The organism is Hymenobacter rigui, from assembly GCF_003944715.1.
Lineage (GTDB): Bacteria > Bacteroidota > Bacteroidia > Cytophagales > Hymenobacteraceae > Hymenobacter > Hymenobacter rigui.
Genome location: NZ_RWIT01000002.1, coordinates 130,052 through 145,273, shown reverse-complemented (window position 1 = coordinate 145,273; position 15,222 = coordinate 130,052). Strand labels below are relative to the sequence as shown.

Genomic DNA, 15,222 nt, shown 5'->3' with positions numbered 1-15,222 from the left:
AGCTGATACGTTGGCGAGAGGAAGGCTACCGCACCACTACGCGCAGGTTGTACGGCTGCTGCCCCACGGTGAGCTGCCCCACGTACACCCCGGCCGGCAGCCGAGCCGCCCCCGCCAGGGGCAGGGCGAAAGTGCCAGCGGGGTAGCGGCGTTCCGAAGCCCGCAGCACCTCCCGGCCCAGCACATCCAGTACCCGCAGCTGCACGGCGGCCGGGGCCGCCAGGGTGAAGCGCACGGTGGTTTCGTCGGTGAGTGGGTTGGGGGCTACGCTGATCTGGTGCTGCGCCGGGTCGGCGGGGCGGGTAGCCGTAACGGCCGAGGTGCCCACCCGCACGTTGTCAAAATAGAAGTTGTTGCCGCCCCCGCTGGTCAACTGGAAGCGCAGCTGCAGCCGGGAGCTGCCCTGCACCGAGCCCGGCAGCGGCACCGACAGTCGCCGCCAGTCGCTGATTGAATCGGGGGCGTACCCGCCGAAGCGCTGGCTGCCCTGGGTGTTCAGCTGGCTGGCGGTGTAGGTGATGAGCGGGGTCCAGGTAGTGCCGCAGTTCACGGAATAGGCCACCTGGAGCTGGTCGGTTTCGGCCCCGGAGCGTAGCCCATACGCCCGGTCGAAGAACATCTGCACGCCCGTTGGTACGGCCGCCAGGTTAATACTGGGCGAAAGTAGCGTGCTGATGGTTCCGCTGGTGATGATGGGCGTGCGCACCATCAGATAGGCTGCTCCGTTGCTGGCCACGGCGCCCGTTTGCCGCTCCCACTTGTAGAACGAGGTGCCGGAAGTAGTGCTCTGCCAGTTGCGCAGTGATGGGGCCGCTTCATTTTCCGGAAAGTTCGGATTCTCAAACGACTCCACCACCGGAGCCTGCAGCCCGGCACTCGCCCCGGACCCCGACACCTGAATCAGACTCTGCTGGGTTTGGCTGGCACTGCCGTCGGGGGTGGTGATAGTGAGCGTGACGCTGTAGATACCGGCCGTAGGGTAGGTAACCGTGGGAGTACGGGCCGTGGAAGTGGCCGGCTGCCCACCCGGAAACGACCAGCTGTACTGCGTAGTGGCCGCGTTGTAGGTGAAGTTGTAGGAGTAATCGGTGAACGTAACGGTGGCGCCTTCACAAATGGTCTGTAACGAAGGGCGAAACGCAATAACCGGGGCGCAGGCCGGGGCCGAGTAGCCGTCGTTGGTGCCCGTGGCCCGCAGGTTGGTAGCCGATACCAGGGTGCTGCGGCAGGTGCGCGTGAGGGAGGCCCGCATCACGGCCTTCTGGCCCTCCGTGAACATGCGCGAGCAGCTGGCGTAATCCATGTAGTTCTGCACGTTGGCCAGTACGCCGCAGGGCGCGAAGCTCAGGTTGCAGTCCTGACTGCTGCCGCTGGTGTTGGGTGTATCGGCAATACCATCGTCAACGTTGCAGTTGCTGGGCAGGCCCACGTTGTTGGAGTTGCCCCAGGTATGCGGCAGCCCGAAGTAGTGCCCCACTTCATGGGTAAGGGAGCGGCGGCAGAAGTTGGAGCCGCAGGAGCGCCCCACGCCCCCGAACTGGGCGTTCCGGATAACGATGCCATCGAGGCTGGTGCCGGGGCAGGGCAGGAACGCATAGCCGCCCGCGCCGTTGGCGTTGTCGGATACCCAGATGTTGAGGTAGCGGTTCGGGTCCCAGCGAATCACGTTCTTGATGGTATTGTCGCCCACGGTAGTTTGCGCTGAGTAGGTGCGCGTGATGCCGGTGGTGCAGTTGCCGTTGGGGTCCAGCCGGGCCAGCCGGAAGCGGAAGCCCACGTTGGCATAAATTGGCTGAAAGTCCCGGATAACGTCGGCCGTGTCGGGGTTGGTTTTGCTGAAGTCCTGGTTCAGAATCCGGATGGCATCCTGCACCTGGACATCAGTAATGTTGTTGGCCCCGCCGGTATGCACAATGTGCACCACCACCGGAATCGTCACGTCGGGCTGGGCCAGCAGCCGGGCCCGGTCGGTGCTGCTCATGGCCCCCACCGACTGCAGGAAGGCGCGGTACTCCCGCTCAGCGGCGGGGTTGCGGGCAAACTCGGCCTGCTGGGCGCTGTCGAAGGCGCAGCGGTAGCCGGTGCGGTGCAGCGGGTGCGGGTCGGGGCGGTTGGGTTGCTGCGCGTCGGCAGCGGGGCCGCATAGCAGGCCTGTGGCCAGCGTAGCCAGCGCGAGTAGTTTTCTCAGCATAAAAGCAGACGTGGTGAAAGAGGCGAAACAGCGGGACCTGCCCCTGAACAGATTCGGAAGCAGTAGCCCATGCCTCAGCAAGATACGATGCCTGCTTGCCCCACGGGCTGACCTTCGTGGTTTTTTGCTGTTGCCGGAAGTGCAGGCTCACCAAGGGAGCTGCTACCCCGGCTGGCCCCAGCCGGCCTGGCCCAACAGTGGTACAAACCGGAACTCTTCCAGCTCCTGCCTGGAAAATTCCTCTTCGCTCTCCCGCACCACCCGCATCATGCGCTGGCTGTTCTCGTCGCCTACCGGAATAATCAGGGAGCCGCCTACGCGCAGCTGGCGCAGCAGGGGGCGAGGCAGCACGGGCGCCCCAGCCGTTACCAGTATCTTATCAAACGGAGCATACTGCGGCAGCCCCATCGACCCATCCCCGCAGAACAGATGCGGAGCGCGGCCCATACTGGCCAGTCGGCGGGCCGTGCGCTCAAACAGCACTTTATTGTACTCAATGCTGAACACGTGCGGCGTGAGCTCCAGCAGCACGCAGCACTGGTAGCCCGAGCCCGTCCCAATTTCCAGCACCCGGTCGGTGGGGCGGAGCTGCAGCAGCTCCGTCTGGTAGGCTACCGTGTACGGCTGCGAAATGGTCTGGCCTTCGCCGATGGGAAAAGCCTTATCCTGATAGGCGTGGGGCTGAAAGGCGGTATCGAAGAACAAATGGCGCGGCACCAGCCCAATGGCCGCCAGCACCCGCTCGTCGCGGATACCCTTACGGCGCAATTCCTCCACCAGGGCGCGGCGCATTCCTCGGTGGCGGTAGGTATCAGCGTGCATAGTGGTGGAAAGGTAAGAGAAAATGAAGCTGACGCAGGAACCCCAGGCGAGTACTTCCTGCCGGATTGCGGGGTTTTTCTACCTTTGCGCTGTTTCCCGGAAGGGCCCGAAAGGGCTTGCGGAGCCTGCCCAACGCGCAAAACTACGGTGCCGGGCTCACAAAATTACCCCTGATGCCGGCCCGGCCGGCTAGTTCTCTCGCTCTTGATTCGTACTCTCCAAAAACTGAAGCTGATAGCCGCCGACTTTGGCGCGGCCCTGTTGGCGTGGGTATGTTTTTTTCTGCTGCGCAAGTACCTGCTGCGTGAAATAACGGGGGAGTACCATTTCGCCGCCGACGCGGCTTTCCTCACCGGCTCGGCCCTGATGATTGCCGCCTTCTGGACGGGCCTGTACGCCCTGTTAGGCGAGTACAACGACATTTTTCGGAAGTCGCGCCTGGCGGAGCTGATCCGGCTGGGGCGGGTTTCCATTCTGGGAGCCATCCTGATTTTCTTCGTGCTGCTGCTCGACGACCAGGGGGTGCAGAACTACCGTAGCTACTACAAAACCATATCGGCGTATTTCCTGCTGCATTTCAGCATTACGGCAGTGCTGCGGCTCTGGGCCGTGAGCAGCGTGCAGCGGCTGGTGCGCGGCGGCGTCATCAGCTTCAACACGCTGCTGGTGGGCTCCGGGGCCCTGGCCCGCGACACTTACCACGAGCTGCGCCGCACCGGTCGTCATCTGGGCCTGAAGCTGGTGGGCTTTACTCCCCTCGGCGACGTGGTGGACGAAACCCTGGCGGCCGAGCTGCCCGCCCAAGGGACTTTCCGGCAGCTGCCTGCCCTCATTCGGGCGCTGCACGTGGAGCAGGTTATTATTGCTATTGAGCCCTCGGAGCACCGTACCATCGAGGAAATTCTGACGCTGCTGGAAGGAACGCCGGCCCGCATCAGCATCCTGCCCGACCTCTACCAGATGCTGCTGGGCTCGGTGAAGGTGAGCCACGTATTTGGTACCCCGCTCATCGAAATCAAGCAGGATTTGCTGCCGGTGTGGCAGCGGGTGCTCAAGCGCCTGATTGATGTGGTGGCCTCCTGTCTTTTTCTGCTGCTGGCCTGGCCCGTGTATGCCTTTACGGCCGTTATGGTGAAGCTGTCGTCGCCGGGGCCGGTGTTTTACTCGCAGGAGCGCATCGGGCGGCACGCGCAGCCGTTCCGTATCTACAAGTTCCGCTCCATGTACACGGATGCCGAGAAACAGGGTCCCGCCCTCAGCTCCGACCATGACCCGCGTATCACGCCCTGGGGCCGCTTCATGCGTAAGGTGCGCCTCGATGAGCTGCCCCAGTTCTGGAACGTCATCAAGGGCGATATGAGCATTGTGGGGCCGCGCCCGGAACGCCGTTTCTTCATCGACCAGATTGTGCAGATTGCGCCCCATTACCGCCACCTGCACCGCGTGCGGCCCGGCCTCACCAGCCTCGGCCAGGTGAAATACGGCTATGCCGAAACTGTGGCCCAAATGGTGGAGCGCCTCAAATTCGACATCCTCTACATCGAAAACATGAGCCTGGCTATGGATTTTCGGGTGCTGCTCTACACGCTCAAGATTATTATTGAGGGGCGGGGTAAGTAGGGATTAATTCTGAGAGTTGAATGCTGAATTATGAATTGGGGCCGGCGGCAAACTGTGGCGGGCTTCAGGGGTTAATTCAGCATTCATCACTTATCACTCATAATTCAACAGCTGTGTTTACCGGCATCATTGAAACCCTTGGCACCATCACCGATGTGCGCCGCGAAGGCACCAACATCCATTTTACCGTGCAGTCGGGCTTTGCCCAGGAGCTAAAAATCGACCAGAGCGTGGCCCATGACGGCGTGTGCCTGACGGTCGTAGCCGTGGACGGCATGGCCGGTACCCACGTCGTCACGGCCATCGACGAGACGCTGCAGAAAACCAACCTGAACGCCTGGCAGCCCGGCCGCCGCGTGAACCTGGAGCGGTGCCTCGCGGCCAACGGCCGCTTCGATGGCCACATTGTGCAGGGCCACGTGGACCTCACGGCCGAGTGCGAGTCGGTGGAGGACCAGAACGGAAGCTGGCTGTACCGCTTCCGCCACGCGCCCGGCCCCGGCCGCGTAACGGTGGAAAAAGGCTCCATCTGCATCAACGGCACCAGCCTCACCTGCTTCAACAGCACCGACGACGGCTTTTCCGTAGCCATCATCCCGTACACCTACGAGCACACCACCTTCCAGGACCTGCACCCCGGCCACCAGGTGAACCTGGAGTTCGACATCGTGGGCAAGTACGTGGCCAAGCTGCTGGGGAAGTAGGCGGGAACTGCTTAACCCCGATACGGGACCAGACAGTGGCCTACCTGAGTAATTAACTTAAGCGCCCTGCCCCGGCTACCAACAAGTGTGGGTAGCCGGGGCAGGGCGCTATCAATATGAAATCAACTATAAAGCGTTTGTAGAATGTCGTTACGTCGATACCTGAAATTAGCCCCGCTGCCGCAGCAGCTCACGTACCTCCGCCGCTGGTGGATGCTGCTGGGTGTTATTGTGCTGCTGGGCTGGGTGGATGTGCTGCTTCGGTACAATCCGTGTTTCGATGTACGCTACGGCTTTGTTGGAGTAGGTAGAGTGCATTTGAACCTTGCCTACTTTCACGTGCTTGTGTATGTCTTACTGTTAGCCATCAGTTACACAGAAAAACGGATACTTTGGGGGCTGGCAATCGGGATTATCAGCTATAAACTCTATAACCTTTTGCACTTCCATTTTTCTATTGATTGGCACCTTCTTTCCATCGACTACTACCCCGAACTTACCCGAATCTTCCATCATCAAGTTGTTATCAGCATTCTTGGTGAATTCTTGTCGGGTAGTAATCCGGTTTCAGTAGTGTTCCTGTCGGGCATGTACCTGTACTGGCTTATCGGCTGCGTCCGGATGATTCGGCACCTGACTTATAGTGCTGCCGGTTCCGCCGAGCCGAACCACCGCACCGCCAGCCGCTGATACGCCCAGGCGCAGAGCCAGGCCAGGCCGGTGCCGAGTAAGGCGCCGGCCAGCACGTCGGAGGGGAAGTGGGCGGCAAGGTACATGCGGCTGTAGCTCACTAGGCAGGCCCAGACGAACAGCATCCACTTGGCTACGCGGAAGCGGCGGGGCAGCACCAGGGCCACGAATACGGCCAGGGCAAAGGAATTGGCCGCGTGTGAGGAAATGAAGCCAAATTGGCCCCCGCAGCCGTTTACCAGGTTTAGAGTAGCCGAGAGGTCAGGGTCGTGGCAGGGGCGCAGGCGGGCGAAGTAGGGCTTGAAGAAACGGCTGGAAATGCTGTCGGCCAGCGCTACGCTCAGGGCCAGCAGCGGAATCAGCAGGCGGGCGCGGCGGCCGTACAGGTACGCCAGCACCACCAGCAGCACCAGATAGGCCGGAAACCACACGAAGCGTTCCGTGAAAAATACCATCCACGCGTCCAGCTTGGGCGTGCGGTGGGAGTTGGCGGCTACCAGCAGCCACCGGTCCAAGGCTTGCAGCTGCGCTAGCACGCGGCAGTGGGTTGAGCGCTGAGCCAGTCAACGCCCTTGCGCAGCCAGTGTTGGGTGTCGGCTTCCGCCGAGCCGGGCTGAGGCTGCAGGTTATAGTGCCACTCGCACTGCGGGGGCAGGCTCATGAGGATGCTCTCGGTGCGGCCGCCGGTTTCCAGCCCGAAGCGCGTGCCCCGGTCAATGGCCAGGTTGAACTCGGCGTAGCGGCCGCGGCGCACCAGCTGCCACCGTTTCTGCGGCTCGGTATAAGGCAGGTCGGCGTTGTGGCGCAACAGAGTGGCGTAGGTGCGGCCATACACCTCGGCCACGGCGCGCACGAAGGCGAACAGGCTCTCGGCGTCGGCCTCTTTGCCCACTACCAGCCTATCGAAGAAGATGCCGCCGATACCACGGGTTTCCTGGCGGTGGGGGATGTAGAAGTACTCATCGGCCCACTGCTTGAATCGCTCGTAGTACGCGGGGTTGTGGCGCTGGCAGACTTCGGCAATCTGCTCATGAAACCAGCGGGCCTGGTCCACATCCACGTAAATGGGGGTCAGGTCGAGGCCGCCGCCAAACCATGCCTCGCCGTTGCCGGCCTCGAAGTAGCGCACGTTCATGTGGGAGATGGGCACCCGGGGGCTGCGCGGGTGCTGCACCACCGATACACCGGTGGCAAAGTAATTCGGGTCGGGCATGAGCAGCACGCGGGCGGCCTGCTCGCTCATCTGGCCCTCCACGGCCGAGAAGTTTACCCCGCCCTTCTCGATGATGGTTCCTTCGGTGAGGATGCGGCTGCGGCCACCACCGCCGCTGTGGTGCTGCCAGGCATCTTCCTGGAAGCGGCCAGTACCGTCGGTGGTTTCCAGCTGCTGACAGAGCCAGTCCTGAAACTGGCGCATCCACTGCTCCACGGTGTCGCGGAAGCGGGCGTGGGGCGTGGGAACGGGGAAGGGCGAAAGCGCGGGAATCTGCATGTAAAAGAAGCCGCCGAAGTATAGGGCAGGAGTCCAGGAAAATTGGACTGATGCGCTTACCGCCAGCGGTAAAAAGTGGGGCGGTGATACAAACCACAAAGGTAGATAATTCCGGATGCGGCGCAGTGCCGCCACCATTGTGTCATCCTGGATAAAGTAAAAGGGGCCGCTTTGCGTCTGCCAGTATATCCGGCCCGGTTTGGCCGATTTACTTGTATGCTCCACGTCCTCGGGAAAAATCCCACCAGTGCAATTCAGCGGCGCTTTGCCGGCCTTACTAACTACCAGAACGGCCGTTTCCAGAACCTGGGCGGGGTTAAATTCAGTCCCGGCGAGGCCCCAATGGGTAAGATGCTGCTCGATTTCCTGCGCAAGCCCCGCACCGTAACGCCGTCCCGCCCGCTGCCCACCGTGCAAACCGATTTGCATCACCCGGCCACCGAACTGCCCACCATTATCTGGTTTGGCCACTCGTCCTACCTGATTCAGGCGCGGGGGCTCAATATCCTGGTTGACCCCGTGTTCAGCGGGGCCGCTTCGCCGGTGTCGTTTGCCGTGAAAGCCTACGCCGGGGCTGACGCGTACACCGTGGATGATCTGCCGACCATTGACGTGCTGGTGCTCACCCACGACCACTACGACCATCTCGACTACGGCACGGTAGCTGAGCTTCGTCCCAAGGTAAAGCACGTGGTTACGCCGCTGGGCGTAAGTGGCCACCTGCGGGCCTGGGGCTATGCGCCGGAACAGCTCACGGAGCTGAACTGGCACGAAACCACCGAGCCGGTGCCGGGCGTGCGGCTTACCGCCACGCCGGCTCAGCACATGTCGGGCCGCAGCCTCAAGCCGCAGCGCACGTTGTGGGCCTCGTTTGTGCTTGAGCTGGATGAATGCCGGCTGTTTCTGGGCGGCGACAGTGGCTACGGGCCACACTTCCGGGCCATTGGGCAGCAGTATGGTCCCTTCGACGTGGCTCTGCTCGAAAACGGGCAGTATAACCTGAGCTGGCACGCCATCCATTGCCTGCCCGAGGAAACCGCCCAGGCGGCCCAGGACCTCGGTGCCAAGCTGCTGCTGCCAGTGCACTGGGCCAAGTTCACGCTGGCCTACCACCCCTGGAATGAGCCGATCCGGCTGGTGCTGCAAGCCGCTGATGCGGCGGGCCTGCCCGTCACGGTGCCGCGCATCGGCGAAGCCTACACGCTGGGCACCCTGCCAAAACGGGAGGCGTGGTGGGCGTTTGACTAGGCCAGGGCGGTTATCTTCCCAGGCTCGAAACAACCGCGTAATGCGCTGGGCCGGCAGAACGGGTACTTCACAGCTCCTTACGCAGTACCAGCAGCACCAGCGGCTCTGTTTGGCGTGGGATGCCGAAGCGGGTATCGGTGGGAAAGTCCACGGTAGCGCCGGTGCGGCGGAAGCCCAGCCGCTCGTACCAGGCCAGCAGCTCGTGCCGCACCGAAATAACGGTGATGCGGATGCCGGTGCAGCCTTGGGTGCGGGCAATATCTTCGGCGGCGTTAACCAGTTGCCGGCCGATGCCCCGGTCTTGTTGCGTGGGCTCCACCGAGAGCATGCCCAGGTATAAGTCGGGTCCTTGCTGCTGCAGATACACGCTGCCTACCAGCTCCTGCGCCGCCGTGCGGGCCAGCAGAAACGTGGCTCCGGGGCTGCGCAGCTGTTCCCGTAAGTCGGCCTCATCGGTGCGCTGGCCGGCCAGTAAATGGGATTCGGTGGTCCAGCCCTGCTCGGCGGCCTCGCCCCGGTAGGCGCGGTTGACGAGGCGGTTGAGGGCCGGAATATCGGCGTCGGTGGCGGGGGAGAAGGTCAGGTGGGTGAGCATGGGGCAAAGCTACGCAACGCGGGTGGTCGAACCCGCAAGCCTGAACCACCCGCCGCCGGAGCTGGTTTCCCTCATCGTTGCCTTTGCGTACCTTCGCCCCGCACTCACCACCCACCCATGACTGCTGAAACTGCCGCTGCTCTGGAAACTGAAACCACTTTCACCCGCCCCGATGCGGCCACCCTGCGCCGGACCTACCTGCTGATGCGCACGGCCGATGAAATGGCCCGCCTCTACGAAGAAAACAAGGCCGTAACGGCCCGGTACGTGCACGCCACCGCCCGGGGCCACGAGGCTATTCAGCTGGCCGCCGCCTGCTTCCTCGGCCCCCAGGACTACGCCGCGCCCTACTACCGCGACGATGCCATGCTGCTGGGCATGGGCCTGCAGCCCTACGAGCTGATGCTGCAGCTCATGGCCAAGCGCGACGACCCGTTTTCGGGGGGGCGCACCTACTACAGCCACCCGTCGTTGCGCCGGGCCGGCTTCCCCACCATTCCGCACCAAAGCTCCGCCACGGGCATGCAGGCCATTCCGGCCACCGGCGTGGCCCACGGCATCAAATACCTGGAGGGGCAGGGGCTGCCAATTAAAAATTCAGAATTAAAAATTAAAAATCAGGCGGAAGGAGTTGGTCCGGAGTCTGACAGTACAGAACGACCAATTCTTAATTCTGAATTTTTAATTTTTAATTCCTCGGAGAAGCCGCTGGTGCTTTGCTCCATTGGTGATGGGGCCATGACGGAGGGTGAAGTGGCGGAAGCCCTGCAGATGGCCGTGCTGCACCAACTACCCATTATCTACCTGGTGCAGGACAACGACTGGGGCATTTCGGCCACCGGCCGCGAGATGCGCAGCATGGATGCCTACGAGTTTGCCGCCGGTTTCAAAGGTCTGCACCGCCTGCAGTTTGACGGGGCCGATTTTCTGGCCAGCTACGCCGGTATGCAGCAGGCCGCCGAGTATGTGCGCCAGCGCCGCGGCCCGGTGCTGGTACACGCCAAATGCCCCTTGCTGGGCCACCACACCAGCGGGGTGCGCCGGGAGTGGTACCGGGGCGACAACCTGGCTCAGCACACGCTGCAGGACCCGCTGCCGCGCTTCCACCAGCAGCTGCTGAACCTTGGCTTCGGGGAGGAGGAATTGCAGCAGCTTGCCGACCAGGCCCGCACTACCGTGCAGCAGGACTACGAGCGGGCTCTGGCCGCGCCCAACCCCGATCCGGCTACCTTCCAGGACCACGAGTTTGCCCCACCTGCCGTAACCGAGGAAGCCGGAGAGCGGAGCCCCGCCGGAGCTGATAAGGCCCTGATGGTGGATGCCGCTTTGCACGCCGTGGATGATATTCTCCGCGAGTTTCCGGAGGCCTTATTCTACGGGCAGGATGTGGGTGGAGAGCTGGGCGGGGTGTTCCGGGAGGCGGCGCTGCTAGCCAAAAAGTACGGCGACGCCCGGGTGTTTAATACGCCCATTCAGGAGGCCTACATTGTGGGCAGCACCGCCGGCATGAGCGCCGTGGGGGCCAAGCCCATCGTGGAAATCCAGTTTGCCGACTACATCTGGCCCGGCCTTAACCAGCTGGTGGAGGAGCTCAGCAAATCCTGCTACCTCTCCAACGGCCAGTTTCCGGTGCAAAGCCTGATTCGGGTGCCGGTGGGAGCCTACGGCGGGGGCGGACCCTACCACTCCGGCTCCGTGGAAAGCACGCTGCTCACCATCCGGGGCATTAAGGTGGTATATCCCAGCAACGCGGCCGACATGAAAGGCCTGCTGCGGGCCGCCTTCCTCGACCCCAACCCGGTAATTATGCTGGAGCACAAGGGCCTGTACTGGAGCAAGGTAGCCGGCACCGAGGACGCCAAAACCGTGGAGCCCGCCGCCGGCTATGTGCTGCCCCTGGGCAAAGCGGCCGTGGCCCAGGAGGCCGATGCCACCAAGCTCCGCAACGGCGAAACCTGCGTGGTGATTACCTACGGCATGGGCGTGCACTGGGCCAAAACCGCCAGCCGCCAGCTGCCCGGTCAGGTTGAAATCCTGGACTTGCGCACCCTCAACCCGCTTGATTGGGAAGCCGTACAGGCCGCCGTCCGCCGCCACGGTAAGGCGCTGGTGCTTACCGAGGAGCCGCTCCTGAACTCCTTCGCCGAGAGCCTGGCCGGCCGCATCCAGCGCCACTGTTTCCGGCAGCTCGATGCGCCGGTGTTTACCCTGGGGGCCGCCAACCTGCCCGCCATTGCCCTCAACGTGGAGCTGGAAAAGCAGATGCTGCCCAACCCCGATAAGGTGCTGACGGCTTTGCAGGAGCTGCTGGGATATTAGCTGAGAGGTTAAACCAGAAAAAAAGCCGGTCTTTCCCGCAGGAAAGGCCGGCTTTTTTCTGGCTAGGTCAGGCCAAGCTTGAACTTAAAATGGATAGCCGATACCCAGGTTAAAGGCTGATTGATCTTCCCGTAGGCTGAACTTCTGAATTACCCACTTATTACCCGTGGCGCTGGGGTCGTACACTTTAGTTGCTACGTCGAGGCGCAGAATCAGGAAATCGAAATCGAAGCGAAATCCGATGCCGGAGCCCACGGCAAACTGCCGGTAGAAGCTGTTCAGCTTGAACTCGGACCCCGGACGCGGGTCGTTGCGCAGCGTCCAGACGTTGCCAAAATCAGTAAATACGGCTCCTTTGATGAAGCTATAAATCGGGAAGCGGTATTCCACGTTGCCTTCCAGCAGTACCTCGCCGGGCTGCTCCGTATTGTAGTCGCGCACGATGGACGAGCTGCCATCTTTGTTTTTCACGGTGCGGGTGGTGGCGTACGAGCCCGGCCCCAGGCGGCGCGGTTTCCAGGCCCGCACGCTGGTGCTACCGCCCGCAAACAACGATTTATCGTACGGAATTAGATACAGCGTTTCCGTCACGGCATCGGAGCCATCTTTGTTTTTAGTGGTGAGCTGGGTGCTGGTCAGGGCCGTGGCTAGGCCGCCCGCCAGTCGGTATACAAAGTACGTGCTGGGCGTAAGCTTATAATAGCGCCGGTAATCCGCTGTTATCTTCCCGAAGTCATACACCTTCAGGCGGTTGCTGCGCAAATCGTCGCGGTAGCTGGTAAGCGGCTCCTGCTGGTACAGGCCCCGGGTGAGGCCGCCCAATTCGGCAAACAGCCGCAAGTAGTGCGCGCTGCGGGTCTGGGTGAAGTCGTTGGAGTTATAGAGGTAGGTGGCGTTGAAGCTGGGGATAAACAGGTTGTCAAAGCTGCGGTAAAGAGGGGAGCCCTGGTTGATACGCAGCCGGTCCAGCGTATTGCGGAAAGCGGTGTCAATGGAAGCCGTCCGGATTACGCTCACGTCAATTGGGGTCAGCACAATCTGGGCGTAGGGCGTGGGCTGCCAGAGGTAATCGAAAGTGCCCTCCACGTTAGTGCGCGTGTACTCCGGCCGCTGCACGTAGGTGTAGGAAGCGTTGAAGCGGGTACGCGGGTTGTACTGGCTCAGGTAGCGGTTGGCCCGCCACGGCACCAGAAACTGTGGCAGCACCAGGTTCACATTTGCCCCAAGCTGGGTGGTCAGCTGGCTGGGAAGCTGCCCGGAGCCCACGTCGCCCTGCGTGCGCCCCGTAAGGTTGTACTGGCCTTCAAAACCAGCCCGCACGCCAAATTCCAGTACCTCGGCCCCACCAAACACGTTCCGGACCTTCAGCCGCACATTGCCGAAAGGACCTACCTGACGGGCCACGTAGGTACCGCCGAATTCGGTGGTCTCCTGGAATTTCTTGGCCGGGGAGGCATTCACAACGGCATCCAGAAAGCCCCGGGCAGAGTCGGCGGGAGCCTCCGCACCGCGCACCCGGCGGTAGGTTACGGTACTGAACCGGAACATATCCAGGCCCGACAGCTGGCGCTGGGTTTGCTGAGTTTTGGTGAGGCTGTAGGGCTGGCCGGGCCGCACCTGCAGCTTCTGGTCCAGCGCCTTGGTGCTGAAGCGGTGCCGGTAAGCCAGGTACCGCACCGAGTCACGCACCAGCGTATCGCGCTGCTGGCCGAAGCGAATCAGGCCGGCATCGGTAATGAAGTTGACGTTGCGAATGGTGTACAGCCGGTGCTGCTCGCCCCGGGCCGGCTTGCTGATGAGGGTGCGCAGGCGCACGGTAGTAGGCACGAAGCTGGTATCGGCCTCCAGCGTGATGTACTGCTCCCGGAAATCAAAATAGCCCTGGTTTTTCAGCAGGATTTCAATTCGGTTGCGCTCCGAGCCAATGACTTCCTCATCGTACTGCTGGCCCACGTGCAACAGGCTCTGCGGCTGACTGGCCAGCACCCGTCGGGCCACGGCCGTATCGGCAATGTCGTAGTCCAGCTGTGCGTAGTGAAACGCAGGCCCCTCGTGAATCCGATACACCACCGTCACGCGCTGCGAATCGGTGTGGAAGGGCGACTGCAGGGCGAAGATCCGGAAAGGCGCGAACCGCTCGGTAGGCACCGTATCGGTGGCCGACACGGAGCTGCGGAAAAAGCCTTTGGACTTCAGGGAAATAGCCAGCTGCGTAACCGAAACGGCCGTCAGCGCCGAATCATAAATGACCGGGGCCTCGCCCAGGCGCATAATCGAGTTGCCTTTGTCCAGGGCCAGCTGGTGGCGGCGAGTGTGCCGCTCCCGCTTGGTGAGCAGCTTGCCGACCTGCGCCGAATCGGTGCCGGCGGCTTTGATCAGCTGATCGTACTTGGTGCGGTCCTCATCGAGCTTGCGCTGAATCCGCTCTTGGTTATAAAACGAGCGGCCTAGCTGGTAGATGGCTACCTTTGGCAGCGGAAAGGTGCTGTTGGGCTTTTGCTGTACCAGCGCCTGCAGCCGCTCCGCGTCGGCGTTCTGCGTGCCTTCTACCTTTACGCGGCTGAGCAGGCGCTGGCCTGGTTTCAGCAGCTTCAGCGGTGAACAGCCGCTCAGGCTGCCCGCCAGCAGCAGGCCGCTCAGGGCCAGGCCCGACGTAAATTTTCCAGAAAACAGTGCCCGTTGGGGCCATCCGTTCAATTGCGAATATGATTTCAAAAGCAGTAGCGAAATACGTGCACGCGCTGCACCTGAAGAAGTACCGACTCCGGCACGAAGCTTTCCTGGTGGAAGGGGGCAAAAGCGTGCGGGAGCTGCTAAGTTCCGGGATTCTAACGGAACGGCTCATTGTAACGCCGGAATTCCTGGAGAAAATTCGTGCCGAAGTGCCCGACGCCTTACCCGTTGATGTGGTATCGGAGGAGGAGCTGACCCGCCTGAGCACGCTCAGTGCCAATAATACGGCGCTGGCCGTAGCCCGGCTGCCCCGGCAAAAGCCCCTGCAGCCGGCCCCCAACCAGCTGTTGCTGGCCCTGGATGAAGTGCGTGACCCCGGTAACGTAGGTACCCTCATCCGCCTGGCCGACTGGTACGGGCTGGCCGGCGTGGTGTGCTCCGATACCTGCGCCGACCCCTGGGCCCCTAAAACGGTGGTGGCCACCATGGGCTCGTTCACCCGGGTGCCGGTGTGGCAGCGCAACCTACCCGAGTGGCTGCAGAGCCTGCCCGCGGAGCTGCCCGTGTACGGTGCCGACCTGCACGGCGACAATGTGCACCGCCTCACGCTGCGGCCCACGGGAGTGCTCATCATGGGCAGTGAAAGCCACGGCCTCACGCCGCCCGTGGAGGCCTGCCTGACCCAGCGCCTGCACATTCCGGGCCGGGGCCAGGCCGAAAGCCTCAACGTAGCTGTATCGGCCGCCATTCTGCTGGATAACTTCTACCGTAACGAGCGGTAAAATAGTGAGATAGTGAAATGGTGAGTTTGACGCTCTACGAGGCCTGATGGCGCAAGCAGAACGTCAAACTCACCATTTCACTATCT

12 protein-coding genes are annotated in these 15,222 nt (G+C 62.2%); 6 read left to right on the top strand and 6 right to left on the bottom strand.

Translation table 11 applies throughout. The features are described 5' to 3' along the window. Window positions 1-25 precede the first annotated feature (25 nt). Window positions 26-2,191, bottom strand: a complete 2,166-nt coding sequence (locus tag EI291_RS04665) for a M43 family zinc metalloprotease (protein ID WP_125418516.1) — start codon at window positions 2,189-2,191, stop codon at window positions 26-28. Window positions 2,192-2,353: 162 nt separating this feature from the next. Continuing rightward, the gene (locus tag EI291_RS04660) at window positions 2,354-3,013 is read right to left on the bottom strand and encodes a protein-L-isoaspartate(D-aspartate) O-methyltransferase (protein WP_125418514.1); all 660 of its coding nucleotides are present in this window, start codon (window positions 3,011-3,013) and stop codon (window positions 2,354-2,356) included. A 204-nt stretch (window positions 3,014-3,217) separates the two neighbouring features. Here EI291_RS04660 and EI291_RS04655 point away from each other — a divergent pair, with 204 nt between their 5' ends. The 3 genes from EI291_RS04655 to EI291_RS04645 all read left to right on the top strand — a co-directional run bounded on the left by EI291_RS04655 (window position 3,218) and on the right by EI291_RS04645 (window position 6,027). Then, a complete protein-coding gene (locus EI291_RS04655; protein WP_240635369.1) occupies window positions 3,218-4,633 on the top strand; it encodes a sugar transferase in 1,416 nt (471 codons plus the stop codon). Window positions 4,634-4,746: 113 nt separating this feature from the next. Continuing rightward, window positions 4,747-5,337, top strand: a complete 591-nt coding sequence (locus EI291_RS04650; protein WP_125418512.1) for a riboflavin synthase — start codon at window positions 4,747-4,749, stop codon at window positions 5,335-5,337. 144 nt (window positions 5,338-5,481) lie between these two features. Then, a complete protein-coding gene (locus EI291_RS04645) occupies window positions 5,482-6,027 on the top strand; it encodes a hypothetical protein (RefSeq protein WP_125418510.1) in 546 nt (181 codons plus the stop codon). Here the strand turns inward: EI291_RS04645 and EI291_RS04640 are convergent. Together EI291_RS04640 and hemF are read right to left on the bottom strand one after the other, a co-directional pair. Continuing rightward, entirely contained in the window at window positions 5,976-6,563 is a 588-nt protein-coding gene (locus EI291_RS04640) for a phosphatase PAP2 family protein (protein ID WP_125418508.1), read from the bottom strand. The genes EI291_RS04645 and EI291_RS04640 overlap by 52 nt on opposite strands. Beyond that, window positions 6,557-7,519 (bottom strand): oxygen-dependent coproporphyrinogen oxidase, encoded by a 963-nt coding sequence (gene hemF, locus EI291_RS04635; protein WP_125418506.1) that lies wholly within the window; start codon window positions 7,517-7,519, stop codon window positions 6,557-6,559. Before hemF ends, EI291_RS04640 begins: the two co-directional genes overlap by 7 nt. Window positions 7,520-7,735: 216 nt before the next feature. Between hemF and EI291_RS04630 the strand changes: the two genes are divergently transcribed. Next, a complete protein-coding gene (locus EI291_RS04630) occupies window positions 7,736-8,767 on the top strand; it encodes an MBL fold metallo-hydrolase (protein WP_125418504.1) in 1,032 nt (343 codons plus the stop codon). Between the two features lie 67 nt (window positions 8,768-8,834). Here the strand turns inward: EI291_RS04630 and EI291_RS04625 are convergent, their stop codons facing one another. Further along, entirely contained in the window at window positions 8,835-9,362 is a 528-nt protein-coding gene (locus EI291_RS04625) for a GNAT family N-acetyltransferase (protein ID WP_125418502.1), read from the bottom strand. A 117-nt stretch (window positions 9,363-9,479) separates the two neighbouring features. On the opposite strand from EI291_RS04625, the gene EI291_RS04620 reads away from it, so the two are divergent. Beyond that, the gene (locus EI291_RS04620; protein ID WP_125418500.1) at window positions 9,480-11,681 is read left to right on the top strand and encodes an alpha-ketoacid dehydrogenase subunit alpha/beta; all 2,202 of its coding nucleotides are present in this window, start codon (window positions 9,480-9,482) and stop codon (window positions 11,679-11,681) included. A gap of 84 nt (window positions 11,682-11,765) precedes the next feature. On the opposite strand, the gene tamL is transcribed toward EI291_RS04620, so the two are convergent. After that, window positions 11,766-14,396 (bottom strand): translocation and assembly module lipoprotein TamL, encoded by a 2,631-nt coding sequence (gene tamL / locus EI291_RS04615; RefSeq protein ID WP_125418498.1) that lies wholly within the window; start codon window positions 14,394-14,396, stop codon window positions 11,766-11,768. Between tamL and EI291_RS04610 the strand changes: the two genes are divergently transcribed. Then, complete coding sequence (locus tag EI291_RS04610) at window positions 14,387-15,136, top strand: TrmH family RNA methyltransferase (protein WP_125418496.1); 750 nt, start codon at window positions 14,387-14,389, stop codon at window positions 15,134-15,136. The genes tamL and EI291_RS04610 overlap by 10 nt on opposite strands. The last annotated feature ends 86 nt before the right edge of the window (window positions 15,137-15,222 follow it).